This is a genomic window from Variovorax sp. CCNWLW225 (assembly GCF_037204045.1).
Classification (GTDB): domain Bacteria; phylum Pseudomonadota; class Gammaproteobacteria; order Burkholderiales; family Burkholderiaceae_C; genus Variovorax.
This window is the reverse complement of record NZ_JBBCBV010000006.1, coordinates 201,626-226,864: the sequence shown is the minus strand read 5'-3', so window position 1 is coordinate 226,864 and position 25,239 is coordinate 201,626. Positions and strand designations below refer to the sequence as shown.

General features: G+C 66.9%; 22 protein-coding genes. 18 read left to right on the top strand and 4 right to left on the bottom strand.

The window, feature by feature from the left end:
• Positions 1–54 precede the first annotated feature (54 nt).
• The 13 genes from V9L20_RS13825 (at position 55) to V9L20_RS13765 (ending at position 10,728) form a co-directional block, all read left to right on the top strand.
• Positions 55–975: a 2-hydroxyacid dehydrogenase gene (locus V9L20_RS13825; RefSeq protein ID WP_258502482.1), complete on the top strand. Its 921-nt coding sequence runs from the start codon at positions 55–57 to the stop codon at positions 973–975.
• A gap of 98 nt (positions 976–1,073) precedes the next feature.
• The gene (locus V9L20_RS13820; RefSeq protein WP_258502481.1) at positions 1,074–1,811 is read left to right on the top strand and encodes an IclR family transcriptional regulator; all 738 of its coding nucleotides are present in this window, start codon (positions 1,074–1,076) and stop codon (positions 1,809–1,811) included.
• Positions 1,812–1,820: 9 nt separating this feature from the next.
• Positions 1,821–2,204 carry a cupin domain-containing protein gene (locus V9L20_RS13815; protein ID WP_258502480.1) on the top strand — a complete coding sequence of 128 codons (384 nt, stop codon included), beginning with the start codon at positions 1,821–1,823 and terminating at the stop codon, positions 2,202–2,204.
• 27 nt (positions 2,205–2,231) lie between these two features.
• Positions 2,232–3,245 carry a Bug family tripartite tricarboxylate transporter substrate binding protein gene (locus V9L20_RS13810; protein WP_258502478.1) on the top strand — a complete coding sequence of 338 codons (1,014 nt, stop codon included), beginning with the start codon at positions 2,232–2,234 and terminating at the stop codon, positions 3,243–3,245.
• Positions 3,246–3,381: 136 nt separating this feature from the next.
• The gene (locus tag V9L20_RS13805) at positions 3,382–4,605 is read left to right on the top strand and encodes a CaiB/BaiF CoA transferase family protein (RefSeq protein ID WP_258502477.1); all 1,224 of its coding nucleotides are present in this window, start codon (positions 3,382–3,384) and stop codon (positions 4,603–4,605) included.
• On the top strand, positions 4,602–5,771 hold the full coding sequence (locus V9L20_RS13800) for an acyl-CoA dehydrogenase family protein (RefSeq protein ID WP_337297018.1): 1,170 nt from the start codon (positions 4,602–4,604) through the stop codon (positions 5,769–5,771). Before V9L20_RS13805 ends, V9L20_RS13800 begins: the two co-directional genes overlap by 4 nt.
• A gap of 17 nt (positions 5,772–5,788) precedes the next feature.
• Complete coding sequence (locus V9L20_RS13795; RefSeq protein WP_337297017.1) at positions 5,789–6,082, top strand: acylphosphatase; 294 nt, start codon at positions 5,789–5,791, stop codon at positions 6,080–6,082.
• Between the two features lie 139 nt (positions 6,083–6,221).
• Positions 6,222–7,142: a hydroxymethylglutaryl-CoA lyase gene (locus V9L20_RS13790; protein WP_337297016.1), complete on the top strand. Its 921-nt coding sequence runs from the start codon at positions 6,222–6,224 to the stop codon at positions 7,140–7,142.
• 31 nt (positions 7,143–7,173) lie between these two features.
• Positions 7,174–7,662, top strand: coding sequence for a YbaK/EbsC family protein (locus tag V9L20_RS13785; RefSeq protein WP_337297015.1), 489 nt, complete (start codon positions 7,174–7,176; stop codon positions 7,660–7,662).
• Between the two features lies 1 nt (position 7,663).
• Positions 7,664–7,930, top strand: a complete 267-nt coding sequence (locus tag V9L20_RS13780) for a DUF1289 domain-containing protein (RefSeq protein WP_337297014.1) — start codon at positions 7,664–7,666, stop codon at positions 7,928–7,930.
• The gene (locus tag V9L20_RS13775) at positions 7,927–8,571 is read left to right on the top strand and encodes a 2-hydroxychromene-2-carboxylate isomerase (RefSeq protein ID WP_337297013.1); all 645 of its coding nucleotides are present in this window, start codon (positions 7,927–7,929) and stop codon (positions 8,569–8,571) included. Before V9L20_RS13780 ends, V9L20_RS13775 begins: the two co-directional genes overlap by 4 nt.
• A gap of 169 nt (positions 8,572–8,740) precedes the next feature.
• Complete coding sequence (locus tag V9L20_RS13770) at positions 8,741–10,435, top strand: MFS transporter (protein ID WP_258502469.1); 1,695 nt, start codon at positions 8,741–8,743, stop codon at positions 10,433–10,435.
• Between the two features lie 119 nt (positions 10,436–10,554).
• Entirely contained in the window at positions 10,555–10,728 is a 174-nt protein-coding gene (locus V9L20_RS13765) for a hypothetical protein (protein ID WP_165442116.1), read from the top strand.
• A 4-nt stretch (positions 10,729–10,732) separates the two neighbouring features.
• Here the strand turns inward: V9L20_RS13765 and V9L20_RS13760 are convergent, their stop codons facing one another.
• Both V9L20_RS13760 and V9L20_RS13755 read right to left on the bottom strand, forming a co-directional pair.
• Positions 10,733–11,854, bottom strand: a complete 1,122-nt coding sequence (locus tag V9L20_RS13760) for an ABC transporter substrate-binding protein (protein WP_258502467.1) — start codon at positions 11,852–11,854, stop codon at positions 10,733–10,735.
• Positions 11,855–12,011: 157 nt separating this feature from the next.
• Positions 12,012–13,118, bottom strand: coding sequence for an ABC transporter substrate-binding protein (locus V9L20_RS13755; RefSeq protein ID WP_337297012.1), 1,107 nt, complete (start codon positions 13,116–13,118; stop codon positions 12,012–12,014).
• Between the two features lie 174 nt (positions 13,119–13,292).
• Between V9L20_RS13755 and uvrA the strand changes: the two genes are divergently transcribed.
• The 4 genes from uvrA (at position 13,293) to V9L20_RS13735 (ending at position 22,493) form a co-directional block, all read left to right on the top strand.
• Positions 13,293–19,142, top strand: coding sequence for an excinuclease ABC subunit UvrA (gene uvrA, locus V9L20_RS13750; RefSeq protein WP_337297011.1), 5,850 nt, complete (start codon positions 13,293–13,295; stop codon positions 19,140–19,142).
• Between the two features lie 169 nt (positions 19,143–19,311).
• On the top strand, positions 19,312–20,361 hold the full coding sequence (locus tag V9L20_RS13745) for an ornithine cyclodeaminase (protein WP_337297010.1): 1,050 nt from the start codon (positions 19,312–19,314) through the stop codon (positions 20,359–20,361).
• A gap of 7 nt (positions 20,362–20,368) precedes the next feature.
• Positions 20,369–21,415, top strand: a complete 1,047-nt coding sequence (locus V9L20_RS13740; RefSeq protein WP_337297009.1) for a histone deacetylase family protein — start codon at positions 20,369–20,371, stop codon at positions 21,413–21,415.
• A gap of 97 nt (positions 21,416–21,512) precedes the next feature.
• Positions 21,513–22,493 (top strand): Bug family tripartite tricarboxylate transporter substrate binding protein, encoded by a 981-nt coding sequence (locus tag V9L20_RS13735; protein WP_337297008.1) that lies wholly within the window; start codon positions 21,513–21,515, stop codon positions 22,491–22,493.
• Here the strand turns inward: V9L20_RS13735 and V9L20_RS13730 are convergent.
• Complete coding sequence (locus V9L20_RS13730) at positions 22,447–23,049, bottom strand: TetR/AcrR family transcriptional regulator (RefSeq protein ID WP_258502461.1); 603 nt, start codon at positions 23,047–23,049, stop codon at positions 22,447–22,449. The genes V9L20_RS13735 and V9L20_RS13730 overlap by 47 nt on opposite strands.
• 88 nt (positions 23,050–23,137) lie before the next feature.
• Here V9L20_RS13730 and V9L20_RS13725 point away from each other — a divergent pair, with 88 nt between their 5' ends.
• A complete protein-coding gene (locus V9L20_RS13725) occupies positions 23,138–24,406 on the top strand; it encodes an MFS transporter (protein WP_337297007.1) in 1,269 nt (422 codons plus the stop codon).
• Here the strand turns inward: V9L20_RS13725 and V9L20_RS13720 are convergent.
• Entirely contained in the window at positions 24,396–25,232 is an 837-nt protein-coding gene (locus V9L20_RS13720) for an HAD-IIB family hydrolase (RefSeq protein WP_337297006.1), read from the bottom strand. The genes V9L20_RS13725 and V9L20_RS13720 overlap by 11 nt on opposite strands.
• Positions 25,233–25,239 lie beyond the last annotated feature (7 nt).

The following is a 25,239-nucleotide window of genomic DNA, read 5'->3' as shown; positions in this document are numbered from 1 at the left end:
CGGCGTGGCCGGCCCCTCCAGCAACCGGTCTGATGGCCCCTCTAAGATTGAGCCATGAAAATCATCGTCTCTCTCACCGACAACCGCCCCGAACCGTGGATCGAAGGCCTCAAGGCCGAGTTGCCTGAAGCGCAGATCGAGACCTGGCAGCCGGGTGCCGCCCAGGCCGACCATGCCGTGGTGTGGGCGCCGCCGCAGCAACTGCTCGACGAGCAGCCCCAACTGCGCGGCCTCTTCAACATCGGCGCGGGCGTGGATGCGCTGCTCAAGCTGAAGGTGCCGGCGCAGACGCGCATCGTGCGGCTCGACGATGCCGGCATGTCGGTGCAGATGGCCGAGTACGTGTGCCACACGCTGATCCGGCACTTTCGCGAATTCGACGTGTATGAAGCCGATGCGCGCGAAGGGCGCTGGAGCTACCGCAAGCCGCGGCTGCGGCGCGACTTTCCGGTCGGCATCATGGGCCTGGGCGTGCTGGGTGAAAGGGTTGCCAAGGCCGTGGCGCAGTTCGAGTTTCCGGTGCTGGGCTGGAGCCGTTCGCCCAAGGCGATCGACGGCGTGAAGGTGTTCAGCGGCGAGGCGCAGTTCGACGAGTTCCTGTCGTCCACGCGCGTGCTGGTCAACCTGCTGCCGCTGACCGATGCCACGCGCGGCATTCTCAACCGCAACACGCTCGGCAAGCTGCGGCCCGGCGGCTATCTCATCAGCATCGCGCGCGGTGCGCACCTGGTCGAAGACGACCTGATCCCGATGCTCGACGCGGGCCAGTTGGCGGGCGCCACGCTCGACGTGTTCCAGGTCGAGCCGCTGCCGGCCGACCATGCCTTCTGGCGCCATCCGAAGATCACGGTGACGCCGCACGGCTCGGCGCGCACGCTGCGTGAAGAATCCATCGCCCAGATCGCCGGAAAGATCCGCGCGATGGAACAGGGCCTGCCGGTCAGCGGCGTGGTCGATCCGGTTCGGGGCTACTGACAACGAACGGCATGCGTTATCGCCGATTGCGCTGAAAGGAGGGGCAGGCAGGGCAAACCCCGACGCGATTTGTTTTTCACATACGCGAAAATTCCTTCATGGTTGTGAAAACTGCTTTTCGCGTGATCGAGATCGTCGAGCTCTTCGCCCGGGAGAAGCAGCCGCTGGCGCTGTCCGAAATGGCGCGCCTGCTCGAAATGCCCGTGTCCAGCTGCCTGGGCCTCATCCGTACGCTCGAAGAGCAGGGCTACATGTACGAAACCGGGCGGCGCCAGGGCTACTACCCCACCGGCCGGCTGCTCGCCATGGCGCAGATCATCGCGGCGCACGACCCGGTGCTCGACCGCGTGCGGCCCGCGCTCGAAGAGCTGCGCGACGGCGCGCGCGAAACCGTGCTGTTCGGCAAGTTCCGCGACCCGAGCACTGTCGTCTACCTGGAGGTGCTCAGTGCGCCTCAGAGCATTCGCTATTCCGCCGAGTCGGGCGAAACCCGCCCGGCCTATGCCAACTCGATGGGCCGCGCGCTGCTTTCCACGCTCGCGCCCGAGGCGCGCCGCAAGCTGCTCGAAGCCACCCGGCTGGTGCCGCTGACCGATGCCACGCTGACCACCGCCGAAGCCATCGAACAAGAGCTCGAACGCTCGCCCGCACGCGGCTGGTACGGCAACCTGGGCGAAAGCATTCCCGATCTGGTCGGCCTCGCATGGCCGCTGCGTATCGGAGGCGAGGCCTACGCCATTTCGGTGGCGGGCCCGCGCTACCGGCTGGAGCCCCGCATCGACGAGGTGGCCGCCATGCTGCGCTCCGCCTGCCTGGCCATCGAACACAAAGGCTGATTGAAGACCATGACCCTCCCACGCTACTTCGTCCGCGAAGCCGACATCGCCGGCTACCACCCGGCCAACCACACCGGCACGCTCAACAAGCGGCTCATCGGCCCTGAGACCGTGGGCGCGAAGCAGCTCGAGGTGCTGGTCGGCCACATCCAGAAGGGCAAGGGCGCGCTGCCCCATGCCCACCCCGGCATCGAGCAGGTCTGCTACATGCTCGAAGGGCGGGCCGTGGCCGAAGTGGGCGGCCAGCGGCAAGAGCTGCACCCCGGCGACAGCTGCTTTTTTCCGGCCGATGCGATGCACACCTTCACGGTGGTGAGCGACGAGCCGGTGCGCGTGCTGGTCATCTACAGCCCGCCGTACGAGGAATTGCCGGAGCGCGTGACCCGGCCCTGACCGACAACAACCCCGGAGACAGACAACATGCAGACGACGAAGAACGCGACAGAAACAGTCGCGGTGGCAAGCCGCCGCCGTTTCATTTCCATCGGTGCCGCCGCGGGCCTGGCCGGCGCGGCGCCGTGGGCTTTTGCGCAAGAGGGCTATCCGAAGCAGCCCATCAAGCTCATCGTGCCCTTTGCGGCCGGCAGCGGCACCGATGCGGTGGCGCGCATCACCGCGCAGATGCTGGGCGAGGCGCTGAAGACCTCGGTCATCGTCGACAACCGCGCAGGGGCCAACGGCGTGATCGCCGCCGAGTTCGTGGCCAAGGCGGCGCCCGACGGCTACACGCTCTTCATGACGACCAACACCACGCATTCGGCCAACCCGAGCCTGATGAAGTCGCTGCCCTACGACCCGGTGAAGGACTTCGCACCCGTGAGCCGCATGGGCAACCTGCCGTTCATGCTGGTGGTGAACAACGACCTGCCGGTGAAGAGCGTGGCCGAGCTGCTGGCCTGGGGGCGGGCCCATCCGGGCAAGCTCACTTATGCAAGCGGCAACAGCACCGGCATCGTGAGCGGCGCCACGCTGTCGCGCATGAGCGGCGTGCCGATGCTGCACGTTCCCTACAAGAGCACGCCGCCGGCCATTGCCGACCTGATCGGCGGGCAGGTGTCGATGATGGTGGTCGACCTGGCCGCGGGGCTCGCCACGGTGAAGGCCGGGAAGATGCGCGCGATTGCGGTCACCACGCAGGAGCGCACCAAGCTCTTTCCCGAACTGCCGCCGCTGGCCGATACGCCCGAGCTCAAGGGCTTCGACATCACCTCGTGGAACGGCGTGTTCGCGCCTGCAGGTACGCCGCGCGACGTTGTGCTGAAGCTCAACAAGGCGCTGTCGGAAATGGCGAACGGCGCGGTGTTTCGGGAACGCGTCGCGAAGCTGGGCTTCGATGCGTTCGGCAGCACGCCTGAAGAGTTGGGTGCATTCACTGTGGCGGAACTGGCCAAGTGGAAGAAGCTGATTCAGGCCGCGGGTATTCAACCGGAATGAGCGTGCTGTTGAATTTCTCCCTCCCCTCCCGGGGGAGGGCAGGGGTGGGGGCACGCGGCGTATCCATCGGGCGCTCTGCCTGCCCCCATCCCAGCCTTCCCCCAGAGGGGGAAGGAGCCAATACCAACACCAAGACATGAACACCACGGGACCTCTAGACGGCATCCGCATCCTCGACCTCACGGCCGTGGTGATGGGCCCGTACGCCACGCAGACGCTCGGCGACCTGGGCGCGGACATCATCAAGGTCGAGCCGCCCTCAGGCGACAACCTGCGCGCGGTCGGTCCGATGCGCAATGCCGGCATGGGCGCGATGGCGCTGCACCTCAACCGCAACAAGCGCTCGATCGTGCTCGACCTCAAGCAGCCCGAAGGCCGCGAGGCCTGCCTGCGGCTCGCGGCCGGCTGCGATGCCCTCATCTACAACACGCGGCCGCAGGCGATGGCGCGGCTCGGGCTCGGCTACGAAGCGGTGGCCGCGGTCAACCCGAAGATCGTCTACCTCGGTGCGTTCGGCTACGGCGAAGAAGGCCCGTATGCCGGCAAGCCCGCGTACGACGACTTGATTCAGGGCGCGGCCGGCGTTGCCTCGCTGTTCGCGCAGCAAAGCGGCGATGCGCCGCGCTACGCTCCGGTCACGCTGGCCGACCGCGCCGTGGGTTTGCAGGCGGCCATCGCCCTGCTGGCTGCCGTGCTGCATGCGCAGCGCACCGGCAAGGGCCAGGCGGTGGAAGTGCCGATGTTCGAGGCGCTCTCGCAGTTCGTGATGGGCGACCACCTTGGTGGCCACAGTTTCGAGCCGCCGCTCGGCCCCACCGGCTATGCGCGCCTGCTCGCGCCACACCGCAAGCCCTACGCCACGGCCGACGGCTACCTGAGCGTGCTGATCTACAACGACAAGCACTGGCAGGCCTTCTTCGACGTGATCGGCAGGCCCGAGCTGCGCGACTCGTCGATGTTCGGCACGCACACGGCGCGCGCCGCGAACATTGGTGCGGTCTACGCATTCGTGGCCGAGGTGATGGCTGCGCGTGGCAGCGATGAATGGATGGCGGTGCTCGAAGCCGCCGACATTCCGGTCGCGCGCCTGCACAGCACCGAGAGCCTGCTCGGCGACCCGCACCTGCGCGCGGTCGATTTCTTTCCCGAACTCGACCATCCGAGCGAAGGCCGCATCCGCACGCTGGCGCCGGTCGGCCGCTACAGCGCCACGCCCGCGGCCATTCGTCGGCCCGCACCTCGCATCGGCGAACAGAGCGTCGAGCTGCTGCGCGAGGCGGGCTATGCAAGCGAAGAGATCGACCGGATGCTCGCGCGCGGCGTCACGCTGCAGCCGGAACCCACGAAGGACAGCGAATGAACTTTTCCCTGAACGAAGACCAGCGCTCGCTGGTGGCGGCCATCGAGCGGCTGTGCGAAGACTTTCCCGCCGACTACTGGCGCGACCACGACGACCGCGCGGTGTTCCCGCACGAGTTCCACCGCGCCATGGCCGACAGCGGCTGGCTCGGCATCGCAATGCCCGAGGCGCAGGGCGGTGCGGGCCTGGGCATTACCGAGGCGGCGCTGATGATGCGCGCCATCAGCGCATCGGGCGCGGGCATGTCGGGTGCTTCTGCGGTGCACATGAACATCTTCGGGCTCAACCCGGTGGTGGTGTTCGGCAGCGAGGCGCAGCGCCAGCGCTTCTTGCCGCCGCTGATCGCCGGCACCGAGAAGGCCTGCTTCGCCGTGACCGAGCCCGACGCGGGGCTCGACACCACGAGCCTCAAGACACAGGCAGTGCGCCAGCCCAACGGCAGCTACCTGCTGCATGGCCGAAAGATCTGGATCTCGACCGCGCAGGTGGCCGACCGCATGCTGATCCTCTCGCGCACCACGCCGCTCGACCAGGTGAAAAAGCCCACGCAGGGCCTCACGCTGTTCTACACGCCGCTGGACCGCAGCAAGGTCGAGGTGCGTGAGATCCACAAGCTGGGGCGCGCGGCGGTCGACTCGAACATGCTCTTCATCGATGGGCTCCAGGTGCCCGAAGAAGACCGCATCGGAGAGGAGGGCCGCGGTTTCGAATACATCCTGCACGGGCTCAACCCCGAGCGCATATTGATCGCGGCCGAAGCCATCGGCATCGGCCGCGCCGCGCTGCGCATCGCCTCGCAGTACGCACAGGAGCGCGTCGTGTTCGGCCGGCCCATCGGCCAGAACCAGGGCGTGGCGCATCCGCTTGCGCGCGCCTGGGCCAACCTCGAGGCGGCCGACCTGATGGTGTTCAAGGCCGCCACGCTGTACGACGCGGGCGAGCCCTGCGGCATCGAGGCCAATGCTGCCAAGTACCTGGCGGCCGAAGCGGCGCACGACGCCTGCCAGAACGCGGTTCTCACGCTGGGCGGCATGGGCTATGCGAAGGAATACCATGTCGAGCGGCTGCTGCGCGAGAGCTACATTCCGCGCATTGCGCCGGTGAGCCCGCAGATGATCTTGAACTTCATCGCGGAAAAGGCGCTCGGCCTGCCCAAGTCGTACTGATTGATCTTGCCCATGCCATGAATCCATCCGCCGTTACCCGCCATCTGGTCGTCCGCGGCCTCGTGCAGGGCGTGAGCTATCGCTGGTCGATGGTGCAGGCCGCGCGGCGCCTGGGCGTGCGCGGCTGGGTGCGCAACCGCCGCGACGGCAGCGTGGAGGCGCTGGCCTTTGGCTCGGCTGCCGCGGTCGATGCGCTCGTCGCCTGGGCCCGCAGCGGTCCGGACGGCGCACACGTGGATGCGCTCGATGCGGTGGAGGCTCCCGCGCCCGCCGAGCCGCCGTCGGATTTCGTGCAGCACGAAACGGTGTGAACCGCCGCGCTGGCGCGATCTGCAACGCCTCTGGCAGGCATTGCAACCCCGGGCGCAGGCGCGGCCGAGCACGGCGGACGCAGACGGCCGACAATCGGCGCACGCTTTTTCCTTTCTCCAGCGAACCCAGAGACACGCCATGAAACTCCCCGCCAAGGTCAAGATCGTCGACGTCGGTCCGCGCGACGGACTGCAGAACGAGAAGCAGCCGGTCTCGGCTGAAGTCAAGATCGGGCTGGTGCATCGCCTGCAGGACGCCGGCCTGAAGGAGATCGAGGTCACCAGCTTCGTGAGCCCCAAGTGGGTGCCGCAGATGGCCGACAACGCCGAGGTGATGCATGGCATAAAGCGCAAGCCCGGCGTGCGCTATTCGGTGCTCACGCCCAACATGAAGGGCTTCGAGGCCGCCATTGCCGCGCCGCGCGAAGAGTGGCCCGACGAGATCGTGGTGTTCGGCGCCGCGAGCGAGGCCTTCAGCCAGAAGAACATCAACTGCTCGATTGCCGAAAGCATCGAGCGCTTCGCGCCCGTGGTGGCCGCGGCTCGCGAGAAGGGCATCGACGTGCGCGGCGCCATGTCGTGCACGGTGGGCTGCCCTTATGAAGGCGAGGTCGCGCCCGAGCGCGTGGGCATGCTGGCCAAGTTGATGAAGGACATCGGCGTGCAGCGCGTGGACGTGGCCGACACCATCGGCGTGGGCACGCCGCGCAAGGTGCGGGCCGCCATCGAGGCCACGCTGGCGCACTTCGGCGTGGACCACATCTCGGGCCACTTTCACGACACCTATGGCCAGGCGCTGGTCAACACGCTGGCCTCGCTGGAGCTGGGGGTCTGGAACTTCCAGTCGTCCTCCGCCGGGCTGGGCGGTTGTCCCTACGCCAAGGGTGCGACGGGCAACGTGGCGACCGAAGACGTGGTGTACATGCTGCACGGCATGGGCATCGAGACTGGCATCGACCTCGACAAGCTGATCGACGCGGGCGTGTACATCAGCGAGGCGCTGGGACGCGAGCCGAATTCGCGCGCGTCGAAGGCGATCCGTACCAAGAGGGCGGGATGATGAGCATCGACGAAAAGCGTGGAGGCAACTGATGTGCGGCGCTGAACTTCATTCGCTGCCCGAGGGCGTGCAGCGCGTTTCCCGTGTGCTGCAGGACGCGGGCCACCCCCATTCGCCGCGCATGCTCGACGATGCCTGCCGCACCGCGCAGCAGGCGGCCGATGCGCTCGGCATCCTGGTCGGGCAGATTGCCAAGAGCATCATCTTCCGTCGCAAGAGCGACGACGCGGCGGTGCTGGTCATCACCTCGGGCGACAAGCGTGTCGACGAGAAGAAGGTCGACGCACTCATCGGCAAGACCGGCCGCGCCGACGCCGAGTTCGTGAAGGCGCGCACCGGCTTCACCATCGGCGGCGTGTCGCCGGTAGGGCATGCGACGAAGCCCGTGGTGCTGATCGACCGCGAGCTGTTCCGCTTCGACGAGATCTGGGCGGCCGCGGGCCATCCGCACGCGGTGTTCCAGCTGCGCCCGCATGACCTCGAGAAGCTCACCGGCGCGCCGGTGGCGGACGTGGTGTGACGTGAATTTCGACGCCGCCGAAACGCTGGCCGAACGTGCCGCCACCGTACAACGCTCGGCCGACGATGCGCCTTCGCCCTGCACCTCGGTCTGCCGCATGGACCGCTTGAGCGGCTTTTGCGAAGGGTGCCTGCGCACCATCCCCGAGATCGCAGGCTGGAGCAAGATGGAAGACGCCGCGCGGCGCGGCGTGTGGCGTGCAATAGAGTTGCGGGCGCGCGACGGCATCTGGCGCATCCCCGAGGCATCTGGAGACAAGCACGCATGAAGCACATCGACTTTTATCTGGACTTCATTTCGCCCTATGCGCACCTTGCCTTCGAGCACCTGCCCGAAGCACTCGAAGGCCTGAGCTACGACGTGGCCTACAAGCCGGTGCTGCTCGGTGCGCTGCTCAAGCACCATGGCCAGCTCGGCCCCGCGGAGATTCCGGCCAAGCGCAGCTGGACTTACCGGCATGTGCTCTGGCTCGGCCATGCGAACGGCATCCAGATCGAGATGCCGGCATCGCACCCGTACAACCCGCTCCCGCACCTGCGGCTCGCAGTCTCGACGTCGGACGACGGCAGCATCAGCCGCCTCGCGGCCGAGACGATCTTTCGCAACGTGTGGCGCGGCGGTGAAGAAGCGGGCGATGCCACGCGCCTGGCCGCGCTGGCTGTGCAACTGCAACTCAAGCGGGACATGAACAGCGACGAGAGCAAGGCCCTGCTCAAGCGCAACACCGACGAAGCCGTGCAGCTCGGCGTGTTCGGCACGCCCGCTTATGTGGTCGACGGCCGCCTGTTCTGGGGCTTCGACGGGCTCGCGATGCTGCGTGCCTACCTGGCCGGCGACACGTGGTTCGACGGTCCGCAATGGGCCGGCGCCGACCAGCGGCCTTCGATGCTGCGCAGCAGCAAAAACTGATTGGTAGTTTCCCGATTTCTTACAACCTGAAACGATCCCTGCGGGTTTCACCTTAATCCGTAAGCGTCGGTTCAGTTTCGCGAAAGGCTCGGGTCAGTCGCGCCTCCAAGAATGCCTCACGGTCCCGAATGCCGGGGCTGAACGAACGCATACACAGGAGACGACGCAAATGGCAGCAACACTGGATTCGAGGGGGATGCCGCACCCGGCCCCCCGGCCCATGTCCGCGGAGGAAAAGAAGGTCATCTTCGCTTCCTCCCTTGGCACGGTGTTCGAGTGGTACGACTTCTACCTTTACGGTTCGCTGGCCGCGATCATCGCGAAGCAGTTCTTCAGCGGCCTCGATGCGGGCGCCGCCTTCATCTTTGCGCTGCTGGCATTTGCCGCGGGCTTCCTGGTGCGGCCGTTCGGCGCCATCGTGTTCGGCCGCCTGGGCGACATGATCGGACGCAAGTACACCTTCCTGGTCACCATCCTGATCATGGGCCTGTCGACCTTCATCGTCGGCCTGCTGCCCAGCTACGCCACCATCGGCGTTGCCGCGCCGGTGATCCTGATTGCGCTGCGCATGCTGCAGGGCCTTGCGCTCGGCGGTGAGTACGGCGGTGCCGCCACCTACGTGGCCGAGCACTCGCCGCACGGCAAGCGCGGCGCCTACACCTCGTGGATCCAGACCACTGCAACGCTCGGCCTGTTCCTGAGCCTGCTGGTCATCCTGGGTGTGCGCACCTGGCTCGGCGAACAGGCGTTCGGCGACTGGGGCTGGCGCATTCCCTTCCTGGTGTCGATCGCACTGCTCGGCATCTCGGTGTGGATTCGCCTGTCGCTGAGCGAGTCGCCCGCCTTCCAGAAGATGAAGGCCGAGGGCAAGACCTCGAAGGCGCCGCTGTCCGAATCGTTCGGCCAGTGGAAGAACCTCAAGATCGTGATCCTGGCGCTCATCGGCCTGACCGCCGGCCAGGCCGTGGTCTGGTACACGGGCCAGTTCTACGCGCTGTTCTTCCTCACGCAGCAACTGAAGGTCGACGGCACCACCGCCAACCTGATGATCGCCGCCTCGCTGCTGCTGGGCACGCCGTTCTTCGTGGTGTTCGGCACGCTGTCCGACAAGATCGGCCGCAAGCCGATCATCATGGCGGGCTGCCTGCTGGCCGTGGTGACCTACTTCCCGGTCTTCAAGATGATCACGGAATATGCCAACCCCGACCTGGCCCGCGCGCAAGCGACCGCCGGCGTCACGGTGACGGCCGATCCGAAGTCGTGCTCGTTCCAGGGCAACCCGGTGGCACGCGAGATCGACTTCAGGAGCTCTTGCGACATTGCCAAGCGCTACCTGGTGCAGAACTCGGTGAGCTATGACAACGTCGAAGGCGCCCCGGGCTCCAAGGCCATCGTCAAGATCGGCAGCAAGACCATCGAAGCGCCGGTCGGCAACGTGGTCAACCTGAAGTTCGACGAATCGTCCGCCAAGGAAATCGCAGCCTTCAAGAAGGCCGTGGCCGACGACCTGAAGGTGGCGGGCTATCCGGCCAAGGCCGACCCCGCCAAGATGAACAAGCTGATGGTCGTGGCACTGCTGTTCTGGCTGGTGCTGCTGGTGACCATGGTGTACGGCCCCATTGCCGCCATGCTGGTCGAGCTGTTCCCCACGCGCATCCGCTACACCTCGATGAGCCTGCCGTACCACATCGGCAACGGCTGGTTCGGCGGCCTGCTGCCGACCACCGCCTTCGCGATCGTGGCGACCACCGGCAACATGTACAACGGCCTCTGGTACCCGATCATCATTGCGGCAATGACGCTGGTGGTGGGCATGCTCTTCATCCGCGAGACGAAGGACGTGGACATCTACGCGAACGACTGACGCGAGGCATGTTCGACAGGAGGGCGCAAGCCGGCCCTCCGTTCAACAAAGGGGCTTCATGCCGTCGGCATGAGGCCTTTTTCTTGAACCCATTGAACCCCCATCAGGAGATTGAACCCATGTGGAAACTCGTTGTCGGCTTCGTCATCTTTGCCGCTGTTGCCCTTTACGTGATTTCGAAGGGCGGTGACAAGATCGACATGTCCGGCGAGAAGCACGGCGGCGATGTGACGCACGAGCCGGCGCCCGCCACCCCGGCGGCCCCCGCAGCGCCTGCTGCGCCCGCCAAGTAAGCCGCTACCGCTTGAAGCGGCCTTCGCTGACGATCGACAGGTCGACGTAGTCGATGCCTGTGTGGTCCTGCGGCGAGTAGCTCACGTCGAGCTTGCCGCCCACGTCGTAGCGAAAGCGGTTGAGCGTGGCGATCAGCCGGGCGCGGGTCGGCCTCGGGCCGGTGCGGCGCAGGGCTTCCACCAGCACCTTGGTGGCCACAAAGCCTTCGAGGAATGCCGGCGACAGCTCGGTCTGGCCCCGGGCCTGCGCGAGCGCCATCGCTTCCTTGACCAGCGGATGGCCGAGCGCGCGCTCGTAGGGCAGCACCTGCGTCACGATCACGCCGGTGCTGACGGAGCCAAGCTCCTTGATGAAGCCTGACGCCGCGTTGTTCGACAGCGTGATGATCTGCGCCGCCGAGCCCGCGGCGCGCAGCGCCTTCACGCCATCGGTCACCGCGGTGCCGGAGCCTATCCACAGCACCGCCTGCGCGTTGGCCTTGATGAGCTGCGGCACGATCGCCGCGTAGTCTGGCTTGCTGCGGTCGGCCAGCGCGAGCACCGCCGGCGCCAGACCGGCCCGCTCGAAGCCCCGGCTCGCGCCTTCCATCGCGTCCCTGCCGAATGCATCGTCGGCCTGCACCACCGCAATGCGCTGGATGCCCGTGGTGTACAGGTGCTGCACCGCCGTTTCGGCCTCGCGCTGGTAGGTCGAGCGCACGTTGAATACGTTTTTCTGCAGCGGCTTGTGCAGCGCCATGGCACCGGTCGAAGGGCCGACCAGCGCCACGCCGTGTTGATCGAGCAGGGGAATGACGGCAAGGGTGTTGGGCGTGCCCCGGTTGAGCAGCAGCGCCAGCACCTTCTTGTCCTCGATGAGGATGCGGGTGTTCTCGACCGAGCGCTTGGGGTCCAGGCCGTCGTCCAGCCGGATCACCTCGATCTGCTGGCCATGCACACCGCCTTGGGCGTTCACATGGTCGATGACCAGCTGCGAGCCCATGATCGTTTCCTTCACGCCCACCGCCGCCGGACCCGACAGGTCGGCCGACTGGCCGATGACGATCTGCGCCGATGCGCCGGAGACCGCCATGGCCAAGGCCACGCCCAAGAAGAGCGCGGCGGCGCGGAACCTGTACATCTTCATCGAACGAGCCTTTACGCGAAGCGGATGCTTCCGTCGGAAGATGCGCAAATGTGTTGCAGCGAGTGGCGTTCACTCGCTCGTGGAAACCCTGTCAAACCATAGTTTCCTATGGAACGGACAGGGAGCCCCGCAACAACGTGGCTCGCGCGGGCGCGGTTTACCGCTTGAAGCGGCCGTCGCTGATGATGGCCAGGTCGGCGAAGTCGATGCCCGAATGGTCCTGCGGCGAATAGCTCACTTCCAGGCCGCCGAGGTCATAGGCGCGCAGCGTTTCAAGCGCCGCGAGCACCTTGGCGCGCGTGGGCTTGGGCCCGGCGCGGCGCAGCGCCTCCACCAGCACCTTGGCCGAGGCAAAGCCCTCGAGCGCCGCGGGTGAGAGTTCGGTCTGGCCCTTGGCCTGTGCAAGCGCCATGGCTTCCTTCACCATTGGGTAGCTGATGGAACGTTCGCTCGGGAACACCTGGGTCACGATCACGCCTTTGCTCGCATCGCCCAACTGCTTGATGAAGCCCGACGAGGCGTTGTTCGACAAGGTGACCACCTGCGCGAAGGAGCCCCCCGCGCGCAGCGCCTTGATGCCTTCGACCACCGCCACGCCCGAGCCGATCCAGAGCACCGCCTGCGCATTGGCGTCCTTGATGGCCGGCACGATGGACTTGTAGTCGGGCTTCTCGCGGTCGGCCGGCACGGTAACGATGGGCTTGGCCTGGGCCTTGGCAAAGCCGGTCATTGCGCCTTCGAGCGCGTCCTGGCCGAAGGAATCGGTCACGTAGACCACCGCAATGCGCGCGATGCCGGTGGTGAGCAGGTGTTGGACCGCCTTTTCCGCTTCGCGCTGGTAGGTGGCGCGCACGTTGAACACGTGCTTGAGAACCGGCTTGTGCAGCGCCATGGCGCCGGTGGAAGGCGCGATGAGCGGCACGCCGTGCTTGTCGAGCCAGGGCACGATGGCCTGCGAATGCGGGGTGCCGCGGCTCAAAAATAGCGCCAGCACCTTCTTGTCTTCGATCAGCACGCGGGCGTTTTCGCTGGCGCGCTTCACGTCGAAGGCGTCGTCCATGCGGAGGATCTCGATCTTCTCGCCGTGAATGCCGCCCTGGGCATTGGCGGCATCGATCACAAGCTGGGCACCGCCCAGGGCTTCGTTCACGCTGGCGGCCACCGAGCCGGTCACGCCGGTCGTCTGGCCGATCAGGATCTGGGCCGAAGCGGCCGTAGCGGCCATCGTCAGGAGGGCGGCGCAAAGCGCGTGCAGCGTCTTCATGGGTGGTCGTCCGGAGGTGTTCGAGTAAACGTAAACAAAATCGTCTATTTGTTACTCAAAGTGTCTTCGACTGAATCCGTATAAACCCCTGCACGGGCACAGTCCATGTGACGGAGTGCACAAATTCGTCACCAGCCACTCCCTAGAATGTTTGCCCCACCCCCCAAGGCACTCATGACACAGGGCTCCATCCGGATTCGCGGCGCGCGCCAGCACAACCTCCAGAACCTCGACCTCGACATCCGCACAGGCGAGATGACCGTGGTCACCGGGCCCAGCGGCTCGGGCAAGTCGAGCCTCGTATTCGACACCCTCTATGCCGAAGGCCAGCGGCGCTATGTGGAGACCTTCTCCGCCTATGCGCGCCAGTTCCTGGACCGCATGGACAAGCCGGCCGTCGACAAGGTGGAGGGCGTGCCGCCCGCCATCGCCATCGACCAGACCAATCCGGTGCGCTCGTCGCGCTCCACGGTCGGCACGATGACCGAGCTGAACGACCACCTGAAACTGCTCTATGCGCGCGCGGCCCAGCTGTTCGACCGCGAAACCGCGTTGCCTGTGCGCCACGATTCGCCGGACAGCATCTATGCGCAGATTGCCGAGCGCGCGGCTGCGGCGGGCGATCCACGCCTTGTGGTCACCTTCCCGGTCGAACTGCCCGCGGGCACTTCGGCGGAAGAAGTCACGCAGTGGCTGTCGGCCAGCGGCTTCACGCGGGTGCAGGCGGAGCGCGAGGTGGCCACGCCCACCGGGCCGCGCAAGATGCTCGACGTGGTGGCCGACCGCTTCCGCATTTCGAGCGCCGAGCGGTCGCGCGTGGTCGAAGCCATCGAAGTGGCGCTCAAGCGCGGCAGCGGGCGCGTCACCGTGCATGCCACGGGCGCGGATGAGAATGCACCGACGGACGTGTGGAAGTTCTCGACCGGCCTGCACTGCCCCGAGAGCGACATCCGCTACACCGACCCGATCCCGTCGATGTTCTCGTTCAACTCGGCCGTGGGCGCCTGCGACACCTGCCGCGGCTTCGGCCGGGTGATCGGCGTTGACCTGGGCCTGGTGATTCCGAACGACAAGCTCACGCTGCGCGCCGGCGCGATCAAGACCATCCAGACGCCCGCCTGGAAAGAAGCGCAGGACGACCTCATGCGCCACGCCGAGGCCGCCGGCATTCCGCGCGACACGCCCTGGAACAAGCTCACCGACGAGCAGAAGCACTGGGTGATCGAGGGCACGCCCAACTACAAGGAGGGCAACTGGAACAAGCAGTGGTACGGCGTGCGCCGCTTCTTCGGCTACCTGGAGAGCAAGGCCTACAAGATGCACATCCGCGTGCTCTTGTCGAAGTACCGCAGCTACACGCCATGCCCCGTCTGCAGCGGCGCGCGGCTCAAGCTCGACAGCCTGCTGTGGCGCATCGGCAGCAAGGAAGACGCCGATACGGTGCTGGAGCCCGCCAAGCGCTTCATGCCGACCGGCGCGAAATGGACGCGTGCGCAGCTGGAAGCGCTGCCGGGGCTGTGCCTGCATGACCTGATGCTGCTGCCGATCGAGCGGTTGCGGCAGTTCTTCGACCACATGGGTTTGGCTCCCTCCCCCGCTGGGGGAGGGCTGGGGTGGGGGCACGCGGCCTCCGCAAAAGCTGTGGCGGTGGTGGAGGCCGGGAGCCCCCATCCCCACCTTCCCCCAGCGGGGGAAGGAGCAAGACAGGGCGAAGCCCAGGCCCTCAAGCTCCTCCATGAAGAAATCACCACCCGCCTGCGCTACCTGCACGACGTAGGCATCGGCTACCTCACGCTCGACCGCCAGAGCCGCACGCTCTCGGGTGGCGAGGTGCAGCGCATCAATTTAACGACGGCGCTCGGCACCTCGCTGGTCAACACGCTGTTCGTGCTCGACGAGCCCAGCATCGGCCTGCATCCGCGCGACATGAACCGCATCACTGAGGCCATGCTGCGCCTGCGCGATGCGGGCAACACGCTGGTGGTGGTCGAGCATGACCCGGCCGTGATGCTCGCGGCCGACCGCGTGATCGACATGGGCCCCGGCCCCGGCATTCGCGGCGGGCAGATCGTGTTCGACGGCACCACCGACCAGCTGCGCGACGCCGACACGCTCACCGGCCAGTACCTGGGCGGGCGCAAGAAGATCGGCATGGGCTTCAAGCGGCTCGTGAGCGAGAACACGCACCGCCTCATTCTCGAAGGTGCGCGCGAGCACAACCTGCGGAACGTGACGGTCGAGTTTCCGCTCGCGCGCCTGGTGTGCGTGACCGGCGTCAGCGGCTCGGGCAAGTCGACGCTGATCCAGGACGTGCTGGCACCCGCGCTCATGCGCCACTTCGGCAAGGCCACCGAAACGCCGGGTGCGCACGACCGCCTGCTGGGCGCCGATCACCTGGGCGACGTGGTCTTTGTCGACCAGTCGCCCATCGGCAAGACGGCGCGCTCCAATCCGGCGAGCTACGTGGGCGCATGGGACGCGATTCGCGAGATATTCGCCACCGCTGCGCTCTCGCGCCAGCGCGGCTACACCGCGAGCAAGTTCAGCTTCAACTCCGGCGACGGCCGCTGCCCGACCTGCGGCGGTTCGGGCTTCGAGCACGTCGAGATGCAGTTCCTGTCGGACGTGTACCTGCGCTGCCCCGATTGCGACGGCAAGCGCTACCGCCCCGAAATTCTGGAAGTGAAGGTCGAGCGCAAAGGCAAGAGCTACAACGTGGCCGACGTGCTCGAACTGACCGTGGCCGAAGCGGCCGCCGTATTTGAAGCCGACCGCGACGTGCTGCGGGTGCTGCAGCCCATTTCAGACGTGGGGCTCGACTACGTGAAGCTCGGCCAGCCGGTGCCCACACTGAGTGGCGGCGAGGCGCAGCGCCTCAAACTCGCGGGCTTTTTGGCGGAAGCGGCAAAGAACGGAACGGCCAGCAAGCAGTCGGTCGCGCGCAAGGGCACGCTGTTTCTCTTCGACGAGCCGACCACCGGCCTGCACTTCGACGACATTGCACGCCTGATGCGCGCACTGCGCAAGCTGCTCGACGCAGGGCATTCGCTGATCGTGATCGAGCACAACCTCGACGTGATCCGCGCGAGCGACTGGTGCATCGACCTTGGCCCCGAAGGCGGCGAGGGCGGCGGCCAGGTGGTGGCCGAGGGCACGCCCGAGCAGCTGCGCGAAAACCGCGCCTCGCTGACCGGCGCGGCGCTGGCCGACTACGAACTGGCCATCGGCCCCGAGGCCTACAAGGTGGCCGAGCGCGCGGCGCGGCGCTACATCGCCAATGCCAAGACGGCGCCCGGCAGCCATGCAATCGAAATCGTCAACGCACGCGAACACAACCTGAAGAACCTCAGCGTCAATATTCCGCGCGGCAAATTCAGCGTGGTGACGGGCGTCAGCGGATCGGGCAAGTCGACGCTGGCCTTCGACATCTTGTTCAACGAAGGGCAGCGGCGATATCTCGAATCGCTCAATGCCTATGCGCGCAGCATCGTGCAGCCCGCGGGCCGGCCCGAAGTGGATGCGGTGTACGGCATTCCGCCGACGGTGGCCATCGAGCAGCGCCTGTCGCGCGGCGGCCGCAAGAGCACGGTGGGCACCACCACCGAGGTGTGGCACTTCTTGCGCCTGCTGTACGTCAAGCTGGGCATCCAGCATTGCACGCACGACGGCGCGGCCGTGCAGCCGCAGACGCCCGACAGCATTGCGGCGCAGCTGATGCGCAACTTCAAGGGCCAGCACATCGGCCTGCTGGCGCCGCTGGTGAGCAACCGCAAGGGCGTGTACACCGAGCTGGCCGACTGGGCGCGGCCGCGCGGCTTTACGCACCTGCGCGTGGACGGGGAGTTTCTTCCGACCACGGGCTTTCCGCGCATCGACCGCTTCAAGGAGCACAGCATCGAACTGCCGGTGGCCAGCCTGGACGTGCTGCCATCGAAGGAAACCGAGCTGCGCGAGGCGCTGACCAAGGCACTCGAGCATGGCAAGGGCGTGGTGCATGTGCTGAGCGAGCTCGATGGCTTGAAGGCCGCGATGATGGCCGGCGTATCGGCGCACGGCATCGGCCGCGTGAACGTGTTCTCCACATTGCGCGCCTGCCCGGTCTGCAGCACCAGCTATGCCGAGCTTGACCCGCGCCTGTTCAGCTACAACAGCAAGCACGGCTGGTGCCCCGATTGCGTGGGCACCGGCGTCAAGCTCAGCAAGGACCAGCGCAAGGTCTTCGACGATTCGATTCGCGACGACGACAACAAGGGCCGCGAGCAGACCTTTGCAGAGCCCGAGGTGGAAGACCTGGCCGACGTGGTGTGCCCCACCTGCGAAGGCACCCGGCTCAACGCAACGGCGCGCGCGGTGAGCTTCGGCGCATCGCTGGCGGACGGCATGGGCGGCATCGGCATTACCGAACTCGCGCGCATGAGCGTGACCGAGGTGCGCCAGTGGTTCGAAGGGCTCGCGTTGACCGGCCGCGAAGCCGAAATTGCGCGCGACCTGGTGCCCGAGATCAAGAGCCGGCTCGAGTTTCTCGAAGAGGTGGGCCTGGGCTACCTCACGCTCGACCGCGGCGCGCCCACGCTGAGCGGCGGCGAGGCGCAGCGCATTCGGCTTGCGGCGCAGCTTGGCAGCAACCTGCAGGGCGTGTGCTACGTGCTCGACGAGCCGACCATCGGCCTGCATGCGCGCGACAACCAGATATTGCTCGACGCGCTGCACAAGCTCGGCGACAAGGGCAACACGCTGGTGGTGGTGGAGCACGACGAAGACACCATTCGCCGCGCCGACCACATCATCGACATCGGCCCCAGCGCCGGCAAGCGGGGCGGCCGCCTCGTGGCCGAAGGATCGGTGGCAGACATCCAGTCGGCGGGCGATTCGCAAACCGGCCGCTACCTGCGCGATGCCATCAAGCATCCGCTGCAGGCGCGCCGGCTCATTCCCTCGCCGGACCCGAAGGCGGAAGACAGCGGCAACTGGCTCACGGTGCACGGCGCCGACCTGCACAACCTGCAGGACGTGACCGCCACGCTGCCGCTGCACCGCCTGGTGGTGGTCACCGGCGTGAGCGGCTCGGGCAAGTCGACGCTTGCGCGCGACGTGCTGCTGGCCAGCGTGCAGGCCGTCGTGATTCAGCGCATGACCAAGGCGGGCCGCGACGCCGATGCCGCGGGCAAGCGCCCGGCATGGTCCGGCTGCGATCGCGTCGAGGGCTACGAAACCATCGACCGCGTGCTCGAGGTCGACCAGACCCCCATCGGCAAGACGCCGCGCAGCTGCCCGGCCACCTACATCGGCTTTTGGGACACCATCCGCAAGCTGTTTGCCGACACGCTGGAGGCCAAGGCGCGCGGCTACGGCCCGGCGCGCTTCAGCTTCAACACCGGCGAAGGCCGCTGCCCGGGGTGCGAGGGCGCGGGCGTGCGCACCATCGAGATGAGCTTTCTGCCCGACGTGAAGGTGCCCTGCGAGGTGTGCCACGGCGCGCGTTTCAACGCCGAGACGCTGGCGGTGAGCTGGCGCGGCAAGAGCATTGGCGACGTGCTGCAGATGGAGGTGGACGAGGCGGTGGAGTTCTTTGCCGCCATGCCCAACATCAGCCATCCGCTGCAGCTGCTGAAGGACGTCGGCCTGGGCTATCTCACGCTGGGGCAGCCTTCGCCAACGCTCTCGGGTGGTGAGGCGCAGCGCATCAAGCTGGTGACCGAGCTCAGCAAGGTGCGCGACGACATCACGCGCCGCGGCCAGAAGGCGCCGCACACGCTCTACGTGCTCGACGAACCGACCGTGGGCCTGCACATGGCCGACGTCGAGAAGCTGATCCACGTGCTGCACCGGCTGGTGAACGGCGGCCACAGCGTGGTGGTGATCGAGCACGATCTCGACCTGATTGCCGAGGCCGACTGGATCATCGACCTGGGGCCGGAAGGCGGCAATGCCGGCGGGCGCATCGTTGCCGCGGCACCGCCGGAAGAGGTGGTTCGGCTGGGTACCCACACGGGCGTGGCGCTGGCGCCGGTGCTGACGAGATAGCGCAACACTGCGGGCCGGCAAGCGCCGGTTCCGCGGGGCTCGCAAAGCGCTGAAAGGCGGCGCACAATGGCTTCAATCCTTGGCGCAGGCGCATCCTGAATCAGCCATGGGGGATCGAGTCGGGTGACAGGATGAAGCGCCGTGCCGGGGCTACGCAAGGAGCCATGTCATGACCCGCTTCATCGATGTTCACAGCTTGGTTCGCCTGGTGGACGAAACCGGCGTTCCGCAATTTCTCACGGCGTTGGCCGACGCGCTGCGCGACGACTTCCTGCGCTGGCGTGAGTTCGACAAAAAAGCACGCGTGGCGAGCCATTCGCACCTTGGCGTGATCGAGCTGATGCCGGTGGCGGACGACGGCGCCTACGCCTTCAAGTACGTCAACGGCCATCCGCACAACACGCAGGTCGGCTTGCCCACCGTCATGGCGTTTGGCGTGCTGGCCGAGGTCGACACCGGCTACCCGGTGCTGCTGTCCGAACTCACGCTCACCACCGCACTGCGCACCGCTGCCACTTCGGCCATGGCGGCACAGGCCTTGGCGCGGCTCGGCTCGCGCAGCATGGCACTCATCGGCAACGGCTCGCAAAGCGAGTTCCAGGCGCTGGCCTTTCATGCGTTGCTGGGCATCGAGGAAGTGCGCGTGTTCGACATCGACGCGCGGGCAACCGACAAGCTGGTGCGCCACTTGTCTGCCTGTACGCCGATGGACGTGGTGCGTGCCCGGTCCGTTGCCGAGGCCGTGCGCGGTGCGGACATCGTCACCACCATCACCGCTTTCCAGGGGCAGGCCACCGTTCTCACGCCCGACATGATTGAGCCCGGCATGCACATCAATGCCGTGGGCGGCGATTCACCCGGCAAGACCGAACTGCACCCCGATGTGCTGCGCCTGGCACGCGTGTTCGTCGAGTACGAGGCCCAGACCCGCGTCGAGGGCGAGATCCAGCAACTGCCGGCCGACTTTCCTGTGCACGAACTCTGGAAGGTGCTTGTCGGCGACGTGCCGGGCCGCGAAACCGCCGACCAGGTCACCGTGTTCGACTCGGTCGGCTTCGCACTCGAGGACTACACCGCGCTGCGCTACATCCACCAGTTGGCCATCGAGCGGGGCGTGGGCCAGCAGATTGCGCTGGTGCCCGAGCTGGACGACCCGAAGGATCTGTTCGGGTTGACTGCATCCGGCCGGCGCCGCGCGGTGCTGCGGCGTGCGGCATGATCCAGGCATGCTCACCATCTACAACGACCAGCACGCACTTCACCAAGGCAAAGTCGAGATGTTCCGCGGCGAGCTGGTGCCGTGCTTCGAGGTGCCCGACCGCGTCGACCACGTAAAGCATGAACTGGAGCGCCGGGGCCTGGGCCCGCTGCAAGTGCCCGATGATTTCGACGAAGCCCTGCTGGCCAAGGTGCATGCGCCGCGCTACCTGGACTTCATTGCGCATGCCTGGGAGGAGTGGGTGGCGCTCGACGCAGCCAACGCCTCGCGCGATGCGCTGCCTTCGTACTGGCCCACGCGCGGCATGCGCACCGATGTGCTGCCCCAGAGTTTTCCGGCCCGTCTGGGCCTGTTCTCGTTCGATGCGGGAACGCCGCTCACGGCGGGCAGTTGGGAGGCCGCGCGGCATGGCGCCGCCTGCGCATGGACCGCGGCGCAGCGCGTCATTGGCGGTCGCCGCTCCGCCTTTGCGCTCACGCGGCCGCCGGGCCACCATGCGGGCGCCGATTTCTTTGGCGGCTACTGTTTTGTCAACAACGCTGCAGTTGCCGCAGAGGCGCTGCGCGGTGCCGGTGTGGAGCGCGTTGCGGTGCTCGACGTGGACTATCACCACGGCAACGGCACGCAGGCCATCTTCTATGAGCGAAGCGATGTTCACTTTGCAAGCCTGCACGGCGACCCGCTCACCGACTACCCGTATTACCTCGGCCACGCCGACGAGCGCGGCGCGGGCCAAGGAGAGGGCTTCAACCACAACCTGCCGCTCGCGCGAGGCACCGGCTTTTCCGCTTGGCGCGCGGCTCTCAAGTCGGCGCTCGACGGCATCGCGAAAGTGAAGGCCGGCGCCCTCGTGGTCTCGCTCGGCGTCGACACCTTCGAGGGCGATCCGATCTCCGGGTTCAAGCTGAAAAGCGAGGACTACCTGCGCATGGGAGAAGACCTGGCGGGCGCAGGATTGCCCACGGTGTTCGTGTTCGAAGGTGGCTACGCGGTCGCCGAAGTGGGCATCAACACGGTGAACGTGCTCGAAGGTTTCGGCCAGCGGGCCGGCTGAGGAACTTCGGCGACAGCAGTCGGGTGAGCCCCGATTGCCGGGGGCGGCGGGGCAAGGCCCAATGCGCGGTTCATTTCAGTTTCAGGAGTCTTCCGCCATGTCCCGCCGTTCCCTTCTTTGTGCCGCCACGCTTGCCGCGTGCGGCCTTGCTTTTCCCTTGGCGGCGCTTGCCCAGGCCTTTCCCAGCAAGCCGATCAAGCTGGTCATCGCCTTCCCGGCGGGCGGCCCGACCGACATCACCATGCGCCAGCTGGCCGACAACGCGAGCAAGATCCTCGGCCAGCCCGTCATCGTCGACAACAAGCCCGGCGCCGGCGGCACGCTGCCCGCACAGGCGCTGCAAACCTCGCAGCCCGACGGCTACACGGTCGCGCAGATCCCGCTCGGCGTGTTCCGCCTGGGCTACACCACCAAGATCAACTGGGATCCGCTCAAGGACATCAGCTATGTCCTCAACGTGACGGGATACGCCTTCGGCATCGTGGTGCCGGCAAGCAGCCCGTTCAAGACCTGGGCCGACTTTGTCGCCTACGCCAAGGCGAACCCCGGCAAGCTCACGTACGGCTCCACCGGCAACCTGACGAGTCCGCACCTCACGACCGAAATCATTGCGCAGAAGGCCGGCATCGAACTGCAGCACGTGCCCTACAAGGGCAGCGCCGACCTGATGCTCGCGGTGGTCAGCGGCCAGCTCATGGCCGCCGCCGACAGCACCGGCTTTGCGCCGCAAGTCGAGGCCGGCAAGCTGCGCGTGCTGAACACCTGGGGCGAGAAGCGCCTGGCCAAGTTCCCCGATGCGCCGACGCTGAAGGAACTGGGCTACGACCTGGTGCAGAACTCGCCGTTCGGCATCGGCGCCCCCAAGGGCACGCCGCCCGAGGTGGTGAAGAAGCTGCACGATGCGTTCAAGCAGGCGATGGAAGAGCCGAGCTATGTGGCGTCGCTTGGCCGCTACGACATGCTGCCGAACTACATGAGCTCGGAAACCTATACCAAGTTTGCGCAGGAGACCGTGGTGAAGGAGAAGGCCGTTATCGAGAAGCTGGGCCTGGCGAAGGAGCCGCCGAAGGCGAACTGATCGCAAACAGTTCGTCCACCAGCCGCTGGGCGAGTTCGGGCTTCACCGGCTCGGCCCCGAACACCAGCCGGAAGACGATGGGCGCAATCAGGTGATCGATCACTTGCTGCGTCTCGGGCGCATGCTCGCCGCGGGCGTGCGCCTGCTCGACCAGCGTGGCCGCCTCCTTGCGGCGGTTGCGCAGGCAGTCGGTGTCCGCGCCGTCGTTGGCCAACGCGGCTGCGGCTTTCAACAAAGACTTGCTGCAGGGCTGCGCCAGATGGGTGATGAGTTCCTGCGCCCAGGCCACCAGGTCCTGCCGCAGCGAACCCGTATCTGGCAAGGGCCGGTTCGGGTCGAGCCGGTGGGTTGCGGTTTCGGCCAGCAGGCCTGACAGGTCGCCCCATCGCCGGTAAATGCTCGAGGCGCTGACGCCCGCGCGCTCGGCCACGGCGGGCACGGTTACGCGCTCACGGCCCTGCTCGGCCACCAATTCCTCGAGGGCGGTGCGCACCAGTGCCTGCACTTGCGCGCTGCGGCCGCCGGGCCGCTTGCTGGGAAGAACGACATCATTCATGGCAACACTTTAACGCAAAGATATTTGCTTTAGGGGATATGCAGGTCTAGAATCGCAAAAGCTAAAAAAGTTGCGTTAAGAATCTGCCATGCCGTCCTCCTGCCCTGAACTCGCGGTTTCCACAGCCGCAACCGCCACTCGGTCCAAGCCTTGGCGCCTTCCGGCGTCGCTCAGCTTTGTGTTGCTCGCCGCGGTGCTTTTTGCGTTCTTCTTTGCGGCGGCCGCGCCGTCGCCGCTTTTCGTGGTGTTTCAGCACGCCTGGGGCTTCTCGGCGTCGATGCTCACGGTGGCCTTCGCGGTCTATGCAATTGCGCTCCTGATCTCGCTGCTGGTGGCGGGGTCGCTGTCCGACCACATCGGGCGCCGGCCGGTGGTGCTGGCGGCGCTGGTGCTGCAGGCCGTGGCGATGGGGCTTTTCTTGTGGGCGCATGACATCGCGGGGCTGATCGCAGCGCGCATCGTGCAGGGCGTAGCCACGGGCGTGGCAAGCGGCGCGCTGAGTGCAGCGGTGGTCGAGGCGGCGCCGGCATCGCGCAAGCGGCTGGGGGCGTTGATCACGAGCGTGTCGCCACTCTCCGGGCTCGCAGTGGGGGCGCTGCTGACGGGCATGGCGGTCAAGTTCACCGGCGTGCCGGTAGCGCTGGTCTTCGGCGTGCTGGCCGCGGTGTTCGTGCTGGGCGCCGTCGCAGTGCTGTGGCTGCCGGAGACCGTGACGCCGCGTGCCGGTGCGCTGGCCTCGCTGGTGCCGCGCGTCTCGATTCCTGCGCGGGCGCGGCAAGAGTTTGCGCGCGGCCTGCCAGTGTTTATCGTGGTGTGGGCGCTCGGCGGGCTGCAACTGTCGCTCGCTCCCTCGCTGATGCACCACGTGTTCGGCATCGACAACGGTGTGGTCAACGGCCTCACGATCGCGGTGCTATCGGGCTTTGGCGCGGTCGCGCCCACGCTGCTGGGCCGCCTGGGTGCGCCTCGTTCGGTCATCTTCGGCACAGTCAGCATCGCGATCGGGCTGGTGCTGCTGCTCGCTTCGCTGGCCACGCAGTCGCTCGGGCTCTTCTTCGTCGGTTCGGCGGTCGCGGGAATCGGCTTCGGCGGCGCGTTCTCGGCGTTGATTCAAATTCTGGCCCCGCTCGCGGATGCGCATGAGCGCGGCGAGCTGTTCGCGGCCATCTTCGTGGTCTCCTACCTTGCGTTCAGCTTGCCTGCGATGCTCGCGGGCTTCCTGGTGGCGCCGTTGGGGCTGCTGCGTGTGGCGGAAGGCTATGCGGGTGTGCTGCTGCTTATCGCGGCTTTCGGCGCCTGGCGCCAATGGGCGGCGCTGCGGGGCGCGCCGGGGCGCAGCCTGCCGGTCATCGAGTAGCGCGCGCCGAGAGCACGGCCCGCGCCGCCTCGGCAAAGCCCGCGCCGCGCTCGCCTTCGGTTACGTAGCGCGGCAGGTGCGCCAGCTGCGGCACGAAGCGCGCCACGTTCGCCACGCCGATGCTGTTCGCAAAGGTGCGGAACATCAGCTGGTCGTTGGTCGAATCGCCTACGTAGGCCCAGCGGTCGATTTCGTCATCGAGCATGCGGCCCCAGAGCTCGCGCACGATCCAGCGCGCGCCTTCCAGCTTGTCGTTGTCGCCGTACCAGCCGTTGATGTGGATGCTGCTCACGGTGGCGTGCATGCCTTCGCTGCGCATCAGCGCCACCACCTGTGCGATGGTTTCCTCGCTCAGCTGGGTGAACTCGCTGTGGTCGATGGCGATGTCGGTCTCGCGGCCCGGCGAGTCGGTGGCGCGCCGGGCGTCTGGAATCTCGCGCTCGATGCGCACCAGCACGGCCTGCATGCGATCGAAATTGGCGGCGCGGGTTGCTGCGTCCTGCTGGTAGCGCTTCTGCAGCTTGCCGCCGGCAAGGGGCAGCAAGGCGACCGCGCCGTTCTCCGCGACGATGGAATCTACCGGCCACGCCGAAACAAAGGGCACGCTCCAGCCGACGGGACGGCCGGTGATCGCCACGACATGGAGGCCGGCGGCCTTCAGGTCGCACAGGGCCTTCAGCGCATCGGGCGTGATGGCGCCTTCGGTGGTGAGCGTGTCGTCGATGTCGGTGAACACACCGATCAGCTTGCCGCGCGCCGCCGCCGTCCATTGCGACAGCGGCAGCAGGTGGGTCGGCGAGGGCGGCAGGGAGGACGGCTGGCGCATGCCCGGC